The organism is Delftia sp. K82 (assembly GCF_002193035.1).
GTDB classification, from domain to species: domain Bacteria; phylum Pseudomonadota; class Gammaproteobacteria; order Burkholderiales; family Burkholderiaceae_C; genus Comamonas; species Comamonas acidovorans.
Genome location: NZ_MYFL01000003.1, coordinates 1,191,238 through 1,204,677 on the forward strand (window position 1 = coordinate 1,191,238; position 13,440 = coordinate 1,204,677).

At 52.0% G+C, this 13,440-nt stretch carries 11 protein-coding genes; 10 read left to right on the forward strand and 1 reads right to left on the reverse strand.

What is annotated here, in order from left to right:
- Positions 1-69 precede the first annotated feature (69 nt).
- The 10 genes from KDK82_RS22220 to KDK82_RS22265 all read left to right on the forward strand — a co-directional run bounded on the left by KDK82_RS22220 (position 70) and on the right by KDK82_RS22265 (position 12,953).
- Positions 70-1,371, forward strand: a complete 1,302-nt coding sequence (locus KDK82_RS22220) for a TolC family protein (protein WP_016453760.1) — start codon at positions 70-72, stop codon at positions 1,369-1,371.
- 16 nt (positions 1,372-1,387) lie between these two features.
- Positions 1,388-2,758, forward strand: a complete 1,371-nt coding sequence (locus tag KDK82_RS22225; RefSeq protein WP_012203643.1) for an efflux RND transporter periplasmic adaptor subunit — start codon at positions 1,388-1,390, stop codon at positions 2,756-2,758.
- A gap of 20 nt (positions 2,759-2,778) precedes the next feature.
- A complete protein-coding gene (locus tag KDK82_RS22230) occupies positions 2,779-5,967 on the forward strand; it encodes an efflux RND transporter permease subunit (protein ID WP_012203644.1) in 3,189 nt (1,062 codons plus the stop codon).
- 188 nt (positions 5,968-6,155) lie between these two features.
- On the forward strand, positions 6,156-6,506 hold the full coding sequence (locus KDK82_RS22235; RefSeq protein WP_012203645.1) for a DUF4148 domain-containing protein: 351 nt from the start codon (positions 6,156-6,158) through the stop codon (positions 6,504-6,506).
- A 98-nt stretch (positions 6,507-6,604) separates the two neighbouring features.
- Positions 6,605-8,371 (forward strand): phosphoethanolamine transferase, encoded by a 1,767-nt coding sequence (locus tag KDK82_RS22240; protein ID WP_126312497.1) that lies wholly within the window; start codon positions 6,605-6,607, stop codon positions 8,369-8,371.
- A gap of 101 nt (positions 8,372-8,472) precedes the next feature.
- Positions 8,473-8,862, forward strand: coding sequence for a flagellar basal body rod protein FlgB (flgB, locus tag KDK82_RS22245; RefSeq protein WP_012203647.1), 390 nt, complete (start codon positions 8,473-8,475; stop codon positions 8,860-8,862).
- A 28-nt stretch (positions 8,863-8,890) separates the two neighbouring features.
- Positions 8,891-9,166, forward strand: a complete 276-nt coding sequence (locus KDK82_RS33490; protein WP_012203648.1) for a zinc ribbon domain-containing protein — start codon at positions 8,891-8,893, stop codon at positions 9,164-9,166.
- A 72-nt stretch (positions 9,167-9,238) separates the two neighbouring features.
- Complete coding sequence (locus KDK82_RS22255; protein WP_088166212.1) at positions 9,239-11,707, forward strand: heavy metal translocating P-type ATPase; 2,469 nt, start codon at positions 9,239-9,241, stop codon at positions 11,705-11,707.
- A gap of 249 nt (positions 11,708-11,956) precedes the next feature.
- Positions 11,957-12,565 (forward strand): phosphatase PAP2 family protein, encoded by a 609-nt coding sequence (locus KDK82_RS22260; protein WP_225971096.1) that lies wholly within the window; start codon positions 11,957-11,959, stop codon positions 12,563-12,565.
- Positions 12,540-12,953, forward strand: a complete 414-nt coding sequence (locus KDK82_RS22265) for a diacylglycerol kinase (protein WP_012203651.1) — start codon at positions 12,540-12,542, stop codon at positions 12,951-12,953. Before KDK82_RS22260 ends, KDK82_RS22265 begins: the two co-directional genes overlap by 26 nt.
- 44 nt (positions 12,954-12,997) lie before the next feature.
- Here KDK82_RS22265 and KDK82_RS22270 read toward each other — a convergent pair whose 3' ends face one another.
- Positions 12,998-13,324: a CzcE family metal-binding protein gene (locus KDK82_RS22270; protein WP_012203652.1), complete on the reverse strand. Its 327-nt coding sequence runs from the start codon at positions 13,322-13,324 to the stop codon at positions 12,998-13,000.
- Positions 13,325-13,440 lie beyond the last annotated feature (116 nt).

Sequence of the window (13,440 nt, forward strand, 5' to 3'; positions counted from 1 at the left end):
GCATAAATATTTCAGGGCACTACAGCGACCGACAGGAACATGGATTCTGTCCGGGCAGGAGTTTCATACATGATCTTGGTAACCACACGTGGCAAGGAGAGGCTTCGCACGAGCTTCTGCCAAACCTTGCTTGTCAGCATGTTGGTAGGGGCAGGCCTAGTCCACGCCGCACCCACGAGCTCAAGCAGCCTCACAACGGCCTCAAGCGAAGCACCGGCGGCGCCCTTGACATTGTCTGTCGCGGTCGCTCAAGCCTTAGCAACTCATCCGAGCTTGCGTGCGGCTCAGTTCGGACTTGAGGCCAGCGACGGCGCAGTCCTTCAAAGCAAGTCTCGCCCCAACCCCGAGCTCTCCTACGCTCAAGAAGATACACGCAGCCGTACCAAAACATCAACCGTTCAGTGGAATCAGTTGGTTGAAGTCGGAGGCAAGCGAGACGCACGCATGCGCATCGCGGAACGCGGGCGTGACGTCGCTCAAGCCGGGGTGGCCGCCACCCGTGCAAACATCCGTGCCGACGTGCGCGCAACTTTCTACAGTCTTTTAGCGGCCCAGGAGCGGGTGACTGTTGCCAAGCAAACAGTGGAGATAGTTAGGAGTGCCCGCGAAGCGGCAGCAAAACGCGTTGCGGCCGGCAAAGTAGCTCCGCTTGAAGAAAGCAGGGCAAAGGTTGCTGAGTCTGGGGCTGAACTCGAGCAGGGTAAAGCGGAGTCGGACCTTCGTGTTGCTCGGCAGCAGATGCAGGCACTTCTAGGAGGACAAGACTTCTCCTTTGGACCAGCGCTCGGGACCTTCGAGATCGCTCCTGAAGCACCTGCTGCATCGGAATTGTTGGCCCAGTTGGAGGACTCCCCATCCATCAGGCAGGCGCGCTCTACGCTGGAGCAAAGCCGCGCATCAGCAGATCTAGAGCGAGCAAAGCGCTTGCCTGATCCGACCTTGAGCTTGGGTGTGAAGCGCGCGCAGGAGGTGGGGCGTAACCAACTTGTTTTTGGAATTTCGATACCACTTCCGGTGCTGGACACCAACCGCGGTAACCAGATCCAAGCACTGCGCCTTGCCGATCAAGCTGAAGAGAAGCTTCAAGCGCTGCGCGTCCAGATGCAGACAGATGTGTTTCAAGCCCGTGAGCAGTTGGAAACCAGCCGTCGCCTTGCACAACAGCTATCAACCCAAGTACTGCCCACAGCACAAACTGCTTATGAAGCAGCCGTGAAGGGCTTTTCACTTGGAAAGTTTAGCTACCTCGACGTTCTGGACGCACAGCGCACATGGTTCGACGCGCGTAGCCAGTATCTAAGCCAGCTGCTGTCCACCCATAGCGCCGTCGCGGACCTCGAACGTCTGCTCGGATCGCAAGCTGATCAGTAAACCATTGAGCCGCCAAATGAAAACGAACTCTTCTTCAAGTTCTAGCCGTACGCCAACCGTCATAGCGATTGTGAGCATCCTGTCTGTAGGGGTTCTCGCAGCGACTCTGATTTTGCGATCAGGCAACTCCAACTCCCCCGAATCCAGCGGAAAGACCCCCCAGTCCCAGGAGCATGGTCATGGTGAGGCCGCAGGCCATGCTGATCAAGAACATCATGGGGAGAAGGCTGCCAAGTCCCACAGCGATGACAAGGGCCATGCTGATGGTGAGCATCATGAAGAGGGCGATGGCAACAAGGCCAAGCCAGAAGCTTCCGCCAAGCCCGGCGCCGAAGCTGGTCATGACGAAGATGAAGGATTGATCCCGATGGATGCCCAACGCATCCAGGTTGCCGGCCTCAAGGCCGCTCAAGCTGGACCATCGGTTATCCGTAGCGTGCTGCAACTGCCTGGAGAGATTCGCTTTAACGAAGACCGCACCGCTCACGTGGTACCCCGCGTTGCCGGCGTCGCGGAAAGCGTGCCAGCCAACTTAGGTCAAAACGTTAAGAAGGGCCAGCTGCTGGCTGTTCTGAGCAGCGTTGCAGTGTCGGAGCAGCGCAGCGAACTGTTGGGCGCGCAAAAGCGTTTGGCACTCGCCCGAACCACCTATCAGCGTGAAAAGCAGCTTTGGGAGGAAAAGGTTTCGGCGGAGCAGGACTATCTGCAGGCCCAACAGGTACTACGCGAAGCTGAGATCGCGGTCTCCAACGCTCAGCAAAAGTTGGCAGCTACTGGTGCAGGCGCTGGCGCGGGCGCAGGGCTCAATCGCTTCGAACTACGGGCACCATTTGACGGTGTGATCGTGGAGAAGCACCTGTCTATCGGTGAGGCCGTTCAGGACACCACGCAAGTCTTCACGATCTCCGACCTTCGTTCTGTGTGGGCCGAGATGAGAGTCTCCGCCCCCGATCTGCCCTCAGTGCGTGTTGGCGAAAAGGCAACGGTTCGCGCGACAGCATTTGAATCTGCAGCGACGGGCGAAGTCTCCTATGTCGGCGCGCTCATCGGACAGGACACGCGAACTGCCCCAGCCCGTATCACCTTGCCGAACCCAGACGGTGCCTGGCGCCCAGGTCTGTTTGTGAATGTGGAGGTCACAGCATCCTCGCAGGAAGCCGCGCTCACCGTTGTGTCCACCGCAATTCAGCGCATCGAAAACCAAAAGACAGTGGTGTTCGTTCCAGTGCAAGGCGGCTTCCGGGCACAGCCGGTTCGAATCGGACGTACGGACTCCAAAAATACGGAAATCTTGGAAGGCCTCAAGCCTGGCCAAGCGTACGTGGCCGAAGGGAGTTTCCTCCTGAAGGCGGAGCTCGGCAAAGCCACGGCTGAACATGCTCATTGAGGCGGGGACCGGAGAACTACATGTTTGAACGCATCATCCGCTTTGCCATTGAGCAGCGCTGGCTTGTGCTGCTCGCCGTTTTCGGCATGGCAGCACTGGGCATCTTTAGCTACCAGCGCCTGGCCATCGACGCTGTGCCCGACATCACCAATGTCCAGGTGCAGATCAACACCCAGGCTCCCGGCTACTCTCCGCTGGAGACTGAGCAGCGCGTCACCTACCCGATAGAAACGGTGATGGCTGGACTGCCGAACCTGGAGCAGACGCGCTCGCTGTCGCGCTACGGCCTGTCTCAGGTTACCGTAGTGTTCAAGGACGGCACGGACATCTACTTCGCGCGCCAGCTCGTGGGCGAACGCATGCAACAGGCCCGAGAGAGCCTGCCAGACGGCGTGTCTCCCACCTTAGGGCCGATATCGACTGGCCTAGGAGAGATCTATCTCTGGACCGTTGAGGCGGAGGAAAACGCCAAAAAGCCCGATGGGTCTCCCTACACTCCTATGGACTTGCGGGAGATCCAGGATTGGGTGATCAAACCTCAGCTGCGCAACGTGCCAGGCGTTACTGAGATCAACTCAATTGGTGGCTACGCGAAGGAGTACCTCGTCGCGCCCTCTCCTGAGAAGCTCTCTGCCTACGGCTTCACACTGGCCGACATCGTGGCGGCGCTGCAGCGCAACAATGCAAACGTCGGCGCTGGCTACATCGAGCGCCAAGGCGAGCAATATTTGATCCGTGCGCCTGGTCAAGTTAAGGGCATCGCAGACATCCGTGAGGTCATCGTTGGCTCTGCACAGGGTCAGCCTATTCGCATCCGTGACTTGGCAGAAGTGGGCCTCGGCCGCGAGCTGCGCACTGGCGCAGCCACCGACAACGGTCGCGAGGTAGTGCTGGGAACGGTGTTCATGCTGATTGGAGAGAACAGCCGAAAGGTTTCCCAGGCCGTCGATATTCGTATGCGGGAAATTAACCGCAACTTGCCCGAAGGCGTCAAAGCCGTAACGGTCTACGACCGTACGAACCTGGTGGACAAGGCCATTGCCACCGTCAAAAAGAACTTGCTCGAAGGCGCCGCCCTGGTGGTGGTCATCCTCTTCCTGTTCCTGGGTAACCTGCGCGCGGCGCTGATCACAGCGTTGATCATCCCACTGTCCATGTTGTTCACCTTCACCGGAATGGTGTACTACAAAGTCAGTGCCAACCTCATGAGCTTGGGAGCTCTCGACTTCGGCATCATCATCGATGGCGCCGTGGTGATCGTGGAAAACTGTGTACGCCGTTTGGCCCATGCGCAAGAAGCGCGCGGCCGCCCCTTGACTCGCAGTGAGCGGTTTCATGAAGTGTTTGCTGCCGCCAAGGAAGCTCGGCGTCCGTTGCTCTTCGGCCAGCTCATCATCATGGTGGTCTATCTGCCCATCTTTGCCCTCACAGGGGTGGAAGGCAAGATGTTCCATCCCATGGCGTTGACTGTGGTCATTGCCTTGGCCGGCGCCATGCTGCTGTCCATCACGTTCATTCCTGCGGCTGTGGCCCTGTTCATGGGCGACAAAGTGGCCGAAAAGGAAAACCGCATCATGGGCTGGGCTCGGCAGGCGTACTCGCCTGTGCTTGCCCGCGTTATGGCGGCTCCAGCAGTGGTGTTGACAGCAGCAGGCGTGGCGGTCGCGCTCAGCCTTCTGCTTGCGACGCGCCTTGGTAGCGAGTTCGCTCCTAATCTCAACGAGGGTGATTTCGCCATACAGGCGCTGCGCATACCAGGCACCAGCCTCACGCAGTCCTTGGAGATGCAGATCCAGATCGAAAATACTCTGAAAAAGGAGTTCCCCGAGATCGATCGAGTGTTCGCTCGTACAGGTACTGCCGAGATCGCTTCGGATCCGATGCCTCCCAACATCTCCGACGGCTACATCATGCTCAAGCCCAAGGACCAGTGGCCAGATCCATCTCGTTCACGCGATGACCTGCTCGCTGCCATCCAGAAGACTGCTGACGGAGTGCCAGGCAACAACTATGAGTTTTCGCAGCCGATTCAGCTTCGCTTCAACGAACTGATCTCGGGCGTGCGCAGCGACGTCGCCGTCAAGATCTTTGGTGACGACATGGCCGTCCTGGAGAAGAACGCCCAAACAGTGGCAGGGATGCTTCAGCAGATCCAAGGCGCCTCTGAGGTTAAGGTTGAACAGACGACAGGCCTGCCCATGCTCACCGTTCAAATTGACCGTGAGAAGGCTTCACGCTATGGGCTGAACATGGGTGACGTACAGGACACCATCAGCGTTGCGTTGGGCGGAGGAGAAGCGGGGATCGTGTTCGAAGGCGATAAGCGCTTCGACATTCAAGTGCGCCTGCCGGAGAACATCCGCAATGACGTGGAAGCGCTGAGCCGCCTTCCCATCGCCTTGCCAAAGGGAGCAGATGGCCGAGTTGGCTTCGTCCCTTTGTCTTCCGTTGCGACCTTTGAGACGGCGCCTGGTCCCAACCAAGTCAGCCGAGAGGATGGGAAACGACGCATCGTCGTCAGCGCAAACGTGCGCGGACGTGACATCGGGTCCTTTGTGGGCGAAGCAGAGCAGCGCCTGGAGAGCTTGCAACTGCCGGCTGGCTACTGGACCCGTTGGGGAGGTACGTTTGAGAACCTGGAGTCCGCTCGACAGAGACTTCTGATCGTCGTACCCGTTGCACTTTTGATGGTGTTCGTGCTGCTCTTCGCAATGTTCGGCAACGTTCGTGACGGCCTCATCGTCTTCACGGGTATTCCGTTTGCGCTAACGGGAGGCATCTTGGCGCTATGGCTGCGCGACATCCCGTTGTCGATTACGGCAGCTGTGGGTTTTATCGCGCTATCCGGTGTGGCAGTGCTCAACGGCCTGGTGATGATCTCCTACTTCCGTACATTGCGTGAAGAGGGTCGAAACGTAGCTGACGCCGTGACTGAGGGAGCCCTGACCCGGCTGCGGCCGGTCTTGATGACCGCCCTGGTCGCCTCACTTGGGTTCGTCCCCATGGCCATCGCCACGGGTACTGGAGCTGAAGTGCAGCGTCCCCTGGCCACCGTGGTGATCGGAGGGATTCTGTCCTCAACGATCCTCACGCTCTTAGTGCTGCCTTTGCTGTACCGACTCATACACAGGAACGACCCTTCAGAAAGTGAAGGTCAAGGGAACCCCGAGAGTGGAGCATCGTCCTCTGGCGAGGTGGCGATCGTGTAACTGGGACAGCGATCGCCTTTTACAGGTCATGGCTTAATGCCATGGCCTTTTTTTGTGTCAACAAGATTACAGCTTTGTCACTGCAATGTGTGCGTCCTGTGGGGGGCATTTTTCTACAGTAGAGCCATCGACTTGAGATAGATCCAAATCTCGAGAAGAGAATCAAAACTCTGTTGAAAGGAAATCCAATGAAGCACCGTCGTTTTTACTCTGCATCTTTTATTGCAGCATTGGTCGCTTCGGCGGCGTTCGTTCTCCCTGGTACCGCCTCGGCAGAAAGCTACCAGCACCCTGCCAACAACGAAGCGGGGGTGAAGACTTACCCGGAGCATTTCAAGGGCGAAAAAACCCGTGAACAAGTTCAAGCTGAAGCTGCAGCGGCTGTCCGTGAGGGTGGTACCAATCGTTTTAATACGGGAGTTTACCCGGCGGCCTCGAAGCAACCTACTACAGGCAAGACACGCGAAGAAGTAATTAACGAGCTGCTGAGGGAAACTCCTGCTGAGCGCGACGCCCGTCAGCGTTCGATGGGCGGTTAAGCACGAAATCGCTTAACACGACAGCCGTATACCATCAAAAAAGACGTGGCTATCTGTCATCAGCAATGACAAAATAGTCGCGCATAGAAAAGCAGATTATGCCTTCCTCTTTAGAACAACGTTCTCTTGAGGAAGGCTTTCTGCGTTTGGCTCAAGCAAAAGAGCTAGTCATGAAAAATAATAATCAAAGCTTTCTACAGAAAATATCAGCGCACCTGACAGTTGGCCCAGCTCTTTTAATCATTGCGACAGGACTGTGGATCGCGACCATTGGAAATATTCCATTGTGGAAAGCTCTGAGCCAACTGCCTGAAGGTGTCGATGCCAAGTTCTTTACAGGGTTTCTAACGGCAGTCGCTGCATTAAATATATCACTCATCGCAATCTTCGCCTGGGGACGGCTGCTAAAGCCAGTGTTGATTTTTTCGATACTTACAGCGTCTATCACAAGCTACTTCATGCTGAACTACGGGATAGTCATTGATCCCGGCATGGTGAGGAACACAATACAAACGGATGTGGCTGAGGCGAGCGATCTCGTAAGCGTACAAATGCTGCTTACCGTAGTTATGCTTTCTGCAGTACCGATCGCGTTCATATGTCTTGCGAATGTAAAGAAGACTACTGCAGTTGGGTCGTTAGCCACCTCCATTGCTTTGTCAGCAACGGGCTTAGTATTTTCAATTTTGTGCATATTTTTAATTTATCAGCCATTCTCCTCGACGATGAGAAATCATACAAAGATGAGATATCTGATAAACCCACTAAATACCTTTTACTCAACAATTAAGGTTGCCACAAATCCATTAGAACGGACAAATGCTGAGCTTTCTAAAATAGGCCAAGACGCCAAAATAATTACACCCCCTGCAGAAACTACAGCCGCGCCCATCCTACTACTAGTAGTCGGTGAAACTGCACGATCAGAAAGCTTTGGATTAAACGGGTACGAAAGGAATACAACTCCGCAGTTGTCCCAACGTACAGATATCTTCTCATCGAAAAATGCTTGGTCTTGCGGGACGAGTACAGCTGAGTCGCTTCCCTGCATGTTCTCTCACATGAGTAGAGAAAAATATTTCTCCAGAAAGCAAAATTACGAAAACATGCTCGATGTCTTGAGTCGCGCCGGGCTATCCGTCTTCTGGCTCGACAACCAGTCCGGGTGCAAGGGCATTTGCGCAAGGGTCGCAAACGAACAATTCAAGCATCAACCAAACAACCCTCTATGTGACAAAGAAGGTGTTTGCCAAGATGCAGCCATGCTGGACTCTCTTGAAGAGCGTATTAAATGGCCTCCAACAAATACAGGAGATAAAGGCAAGGTGATCGTGCTTCACCAGATGGGTAGCCATGGACCCGCCTATTACAAGAGATCAAGCATGCAGAGAAAGCCTTTCCAGCCCGAATGCAAATCAGCATCTCTGCAGCAATGTACACAGCAAGAGGTTATAAACGCCTACGACAACAGTATTGTCGAAACGGATCACTTCATAAATAGCTCTATCGAGTGGCTGAAAAACAAATTCCCATCAACCCCCACTGCATTGATTTACGTCTCTGACCATGGAGAATCACTGGGTGAAAATAACATATATCTTCACGGCCTCCCATACTCAATAGCGCCCAACGTACAGAAAAATATACCGTGGATAGTTTGGCTCTCCGAATCCATGATGGCATCCAGACAAAAAAACCTATCCTGCATTGCAGAGAAAAACAACGACAGAGCCATTAGTCATGATAACTACTTTCATACTGTACTTGGATTAATGAACGTTCAAACAGATGTTTATGAGAAATCTCTAGACATCACTGCACCATGCATGAAGAAAGAGTCGGTCGCCAACATAACAAATATGTAACCCAATCAAATTAGCCAGTCCACTATCATATTTAACCAGTCTTTGACCGTCAACGATGAAATGGCAATCACCTCGAAAGAGGATTTTACTGGAGGCATGAAATGAGTGAAGTTCGTTTTGAAGATATAGCTCTAAAGATAAGAACTCAAAGACTTGCGATTATTGCAAGTAATATAGCCAACGCAGATACACCTGGGTACCAGGCAAAGGACCTTGATTTCAAAGAAGCACTTGAACGGAGCAACGCAACAATGCTGTCCGTTAGTAGCACCAGCAAGGGTCACATTCCCAGCTCTGAGATGAAATCTATTTATGACACACAAGTCGCCTTCCGTCCGGCATCACAAAATTCTCTCGACAGAAATACTGTCGACTTAGACCAAGAAAGAGCCAGCTTTATTGACAATGCAATTCGGACAGAGCTTGCAATGAAACAAGCGGTAGAAGAGTATTCTGAAATTGGCGATATGCTAGCCAAAATGATTAAATAATTAAATCTCGCTTCAAGGAAATTGAATCATGGGTATCAGTAAATGGCTATTTGGAAAAATTCAACATAACAATAATGGTGGCCATCACCAAAAAAATGGCGGTCATCACAATCAATACAATCAGCCCGCACAAAGGGGGAGTTATGGAGAAGTCGGATATGCATGTCCAACCTGTAGAACGATCAATTCAGCGACGAGCCGCTTCTGCCGACAATGCGGACTTTCATTAGTTTGCCAAGGTTGCGATGCAACTATCACGCCTGGCGCAAAATTTTGCCCTCAATGCGGACGCGCGGCTTCCTAAGTTGACGTTGCCTGCGCCAACTAGTACGCTGCGAAGCAAGTATCGATTTCTTCCTGTCTTCGCCTAAACATCATGACAAAAAAACTGCGTCTAGACATACCAGTAGTGCTGCCATCGATTTCCTCGAGCGAGGATCTTCTAGTAAGAAGATTGTTAAATGATATTGAAGGAAGGGATGGGGTTGAGAAAGTACATCTTGAGCCTGGACAGGATGGTGAATGGCCTAAGCTTTGCATACACTATGATTCAGATAAGCTGTCATTAGTTCGGATACGCGAACTAGTTCAAGCAGCTGGCTCCAGGATCACCGACCGATGGGGCCATTTTCTGCTCGAGTTAGATGGAATCAAGCACGCGCGCAAGGCCCAAACCGTTGAGGCCAAACTCAGCGAATTGAGTGGTGTTCTGGAAGTGCAAGTAAGCGCAACTGGACAAGTTCATATCGACTTCGACAAGTCAAAAATAAAAGAAGCTGATATTTTGGAGGCACTAAAAGAGTTGAACGTTACGCCAGTTCGGTCGAAGGCTGCTAATCCTTCTGCCCCAAAGGGTCACGAGCATTCAAAATCCGAATCGGATCATAAGCATGATCATGGGAATGGCATTTTGGGAGAAAATGCCGAGATGATTTTCGCGATCACCTGCGGCGCGCTACTAGGATTGGGGGTGGTCATTGAAAAATTTGTAGCCAATGCACCATCTTGGCTACCAATTAGCTGCTTCGTATTAGCATACTTTTTTGGTGGATTCTTCACCTTAAGAGAAGCAATAGAGAACCTCAAACTTAAGAGGTTTGAAATAGATACCCTCATGCTTGTAGCTGCAGCGGGCGCTGCTGCTCTGGGCTCTTGGGCAGAAGGTGCATTATTACTTTTTCTTTTCAGCATTGGTCATGCCCTCGAACACTACGCGATGGGCCGCGCCAAGCGTGCAATTGAAGCACTCGCAGAGCTAGCACCTGATAAAGCAACAGTTCGGAGAGACGGCGAGGCCCGCGAAATTCCTGTCGAAGAACTGGTCGTAGGCGACACTGTCCTCATTAAGCCAAATGAGCGCATTGCGGCCGATGGCTTCATCGTACGCGGCAACTCTGCCATCAACCAAGCTCCAGTTACCGGCGAAAGCATTCCAGTTGACAAACGAGCTGTTGCTGATATTGATAGAGCCAGAGCAAAGCCCGATATTGTCGGATCGGAATCAAAGGTTTTTGCCGGAACGATTAATGGAGCTAGTGGTATCGAAATTGAGGTAACCAAAAAATCCTCAGACTCAGCACTGGCCAGAGTCGTGAAAATGGTTAGCGAAGCCGAGACCTTGAAGTCACCGACTCAGCGCTTCACCGAGAAATTCGAGAAGGTATTTGTCCCAGCGGTTCTGCTGCTCGCATTTTTACTGCTTTTTGCGTGGGTTGTTGTTGACGAGTCATTCCGAGAGAGCTTCTACAGATCGATGGCTGTACTGGTCGCCGCCAGCCCATGTGCGCTCGCAATAGCCACACCAAGCGCTGTGCTGTCCGGTATAGCCCGCGCAGCTCGAGGAGGCGTACTGATCAAAGGTGGAGCTCCTCTAGAAGAACTTGGATCGCTGAACGCAATTGCCTTTGATAAAACCGGAACATTGACCGAAGGTCAGCCAAGGATTACCGATGTAGTACCGCTGGAAGGAGTTACGCAGGAAGAACTGCTAGAAGTGGCCATAGCAGTTGAGTCTCTCAGCGATCACCCTCTTGCTGTAGCAATTGTGAAAGATGCAGGCGCCCGCATCACCGTGCCGGTCCGCCTGAATGCCGTCGATCTCAACAATTTGATTGGCCGTGGAGTGAAGGCGACCATCGACTCCAAACCGGTTTGGATCGGTAAGGCCGAGATGTTCGGCACTGAGGGAATTCCCAGTCTAAGCAGTCAGTCAAAATTCATAATAGACAAACTCCGAGAAGATGGCCGAACAACAATGTTTGTTCGGTTTGATGATAAAGAGCTAGGAGCTATCGGTCTACTAGATACTCCGAGGCCTGGAGCGAAGGAAGCACTGCAAGAACTGCGTCGTCTAGGTATTTCCAGAATGATAATGATCTCTGGTGACCATCAAAAGGTTGCGGATGCGATTGCTAAAGAGGTGGGCCTAGACGAGGCTTGGGGTGACCTCATGCCAGAAGACAAAGTTAAGGCAATACGGGATCTAAAGAAAAATACTAAAGTCGCCATGGTTGGAGATGGTGTTAACGATGCCCCCGCCATGGCGAACTCCACTGTAGGAATTGCAATGGGAGCTGCCGGTCCCGACGTGGCTCTAGAAACAGCAGATGTCGCATTAATGGCAGATGATCTAAAGCACTTGCCTTTTGCGGTAGGCCTGAGTCGACACACCAGATCAGTCATACGACAGAATGTCTTCGTGAGCTTAGGCATAGTCGCGGTTCTAGTTCCGGCTACTATTATGGGACTCAGTATTGGTGCTGCGGTTGCGGTCCATGAAGGATCAACCCTATTAGTGGTTTTCAATGCACTACGTTTGCTAGCCTACAAGAAGCAGCAGGTTTGATCGGTGCTGACCACATAGTCTGAAAAACTGGCCCTTCGATACGGGCCAGTTCTAATTGGGGCATCGGCCCTGCAGTGCGGCCTCAGAATAAAAAATATGTTTCAAGAACAATTGGGAAATTATATAGATTCCCAGCGACACCAGTTTCTGATCACCCATATCTTCACACCATTCCTCCCAATAATTGCTATGTCATATGTGCTCATGGCAGGAGGAGGTGATCAATGGCTTGCTGATTCTATATACGGAATGCAAGGCCATGAATGGAGGTTTGTCGATAACTGGCTCGCGTCAACAATACTTCATCGAGGTGGAAAGATTGCAAGCATCCTTGCAGCAATAACAGTTTTCTGCCTCTACACTATATCTTTTCTTAAATGTGCGCCATACATTCGGTTGTGGAGAACGCCATTGTGCTATTTGCTGCTTACCATAATAGCGAGTGTGGTAGCAATAAGCTTATTAAAATCACTAACTAACATGGACTGCCCTTGGAGCCTGGTGGACTACGGAGGGGATCGCCCATTTGTAGGGCTATTTGAGACCAGGCCCTCAGGCCTCGGGCGAGGAAAATGCTTTCCTGCCGGGCATGCTAGTGCTGGATATGCATGGATTAGTCTCTATTTTTTCTACCTAATGGTTAAACCATCGTACCGATGGCTGGGCCTCGCCATTGGAATATTGTCCGGATTGATCTTTGGCCTGACGCAGCAGTTTCGAGGCGCTCATTTTGCATCCCATGACCTCTGGTCTTTAGCAATCTGCTGGTACATATCAGCACTGATGTACACCTTCTTCTCAAAATTTGAATCTCACCCCCGCAGCCACTATTGTGAAAAACAACTCTACCAAGCCTAATATTTTCGTCAATCAGCAGAAGAGCCGAAAAGGACTAAACCGACTAATTCACGCAACGCGTTACTCCTGGCGAGGCATCCTAGATGCTTGGCATGAAAAAGCATTCAGGCTAGAGTGCAAGATATTTGTCATATCCACACCTTTGGCATTGTTGATTGGAAACGGTTGGCTGGAGAAGTTTCTACTTATCGCAAGCATCTGGGTCTTGATGTTAATAGAAGTTCTCAATTCTGCTATCGAATCTGCAATAGACAGGGTAGGCTCCGAAGAGCACGAACTCTCTAGAAGAGCAAAGGACCTAGGTAGTGCGGCAGTGCTGATGGGCATACTGCTATGCTTGGCGCTATGGACGGCTACCATATACAACAACATCCGACTTTTCAATTAAAAATAGCCCACCTACGGTGGGCTATTTTTTAGATGGCAGACAGATTACCCACCATACTCATATTCATTGGGGGCAACAAACATCGACCTGCCTTGGGCATCAAAACCCTTGGGAGCAAATTTTGCAATCGGTACTTCAGAATGGTAAATTGAATCAGCCTTCCAGATGAACGTCTTTCCGTTGCTCGAAAACTGAATAATTTCTCCACAATTTATGTTTATTGGTTTTTTCTGAGAAAGGTCTATCGTTCGAAAATTCGGAGACTGAACCTCAGAGCCGTAGTAAGACTTTCCGGTAGGGAAAGTATCCGCCCATGCTTGGCTCGTAACGAGCATCATGGCAACAGCGGCAAGCGACAGAGTGGACTTCATTGGAGACTCCTTTCCTATAAAAAAATGCCATGGAGCGCTAACTCCATGGCATTCACTGTAACCGAGCCAACATTTAAATTTGCAAGCTGGACAGTTACTTTCCTGTCACATTGCAG

What these genes read in the sequence shown, in the direction of transcription:
- KDK82_RS22220 (WP_016453760.1), top strand. Translation starts at nt 70, where the DNA reads ATGATCTTGGTAACCACACGTGGCAAGGAGAGGCTTCGCACGAGCTTC.
- KDK82_RS22260 (WP_225971096.1), top strand. Translation starts at nt 11,957, where the DNA reads ATGCAAGGCCATGAATGGAGGTTTGTCGATAACTGGCTCGCGTCAACA.
- KDK82_RS22235 (WP_012203645.1), top strand. Translation starts at nt 6,156, where the DNA reads ATGAAGCACCGTCGTTTTTACTCTGCATCTTTTATTGCAGCATTGGTC.
- KDK82_RS33490 (WP_012203648.1), top strand. Translation starts at nt 8,891, where the DNA reads ATGGGTATCAGTAAATGGCTATTTGGAAAAATTCAACATAACAATAAT.
- KDK82_RS22230 (WP_012203644.1), top strand. Translation starts at nt 2,779, where the DNA reads ATGTTTGAACGCATCATCCGCTTTGCCATTGAGCAGCGCTGGCTTGTG.
- KDK82_RS22255 (WP_088166212.1), top strand. Translation starts at nt 9,239, where the DNA reads ATGACAAAAAAACTGCGTCTAGACATACCAGTAGTGCTGCCATCGATT.
- flgB (WP_012203647.1), top strand. Translation starts at nt 8,473, where the DNA reads ATGAGTGAAGTTCGTTTTGAAGATATAGCTCTAAAGATAAGAACTCAA.
- KDK82_RS22270 (WP_012203652.1), bottom strand. Translation starts at nt 13,324, where the DNA reads ATGAAGTCCACTCTGTCGCTTGCCGCTGTTGCCATGATGCTCGTTACG.
- KDK82_RS22240 (WP_126312497.1), top strand. Translation starts at nt 6,605, where the DNA reads ATGCCTTCCTCTTTAGAACAACGTTCTCTTGAGGAAGGCTTTCTGCGT.
- KDK82_RS22225 (WP_012203643.1), top strand. Translation starts at nt 1,388, where the DNA reads ATGAAAACGAACTCTTCTTCAAGTTCTAGCCGTACGCCAACCGTCATA.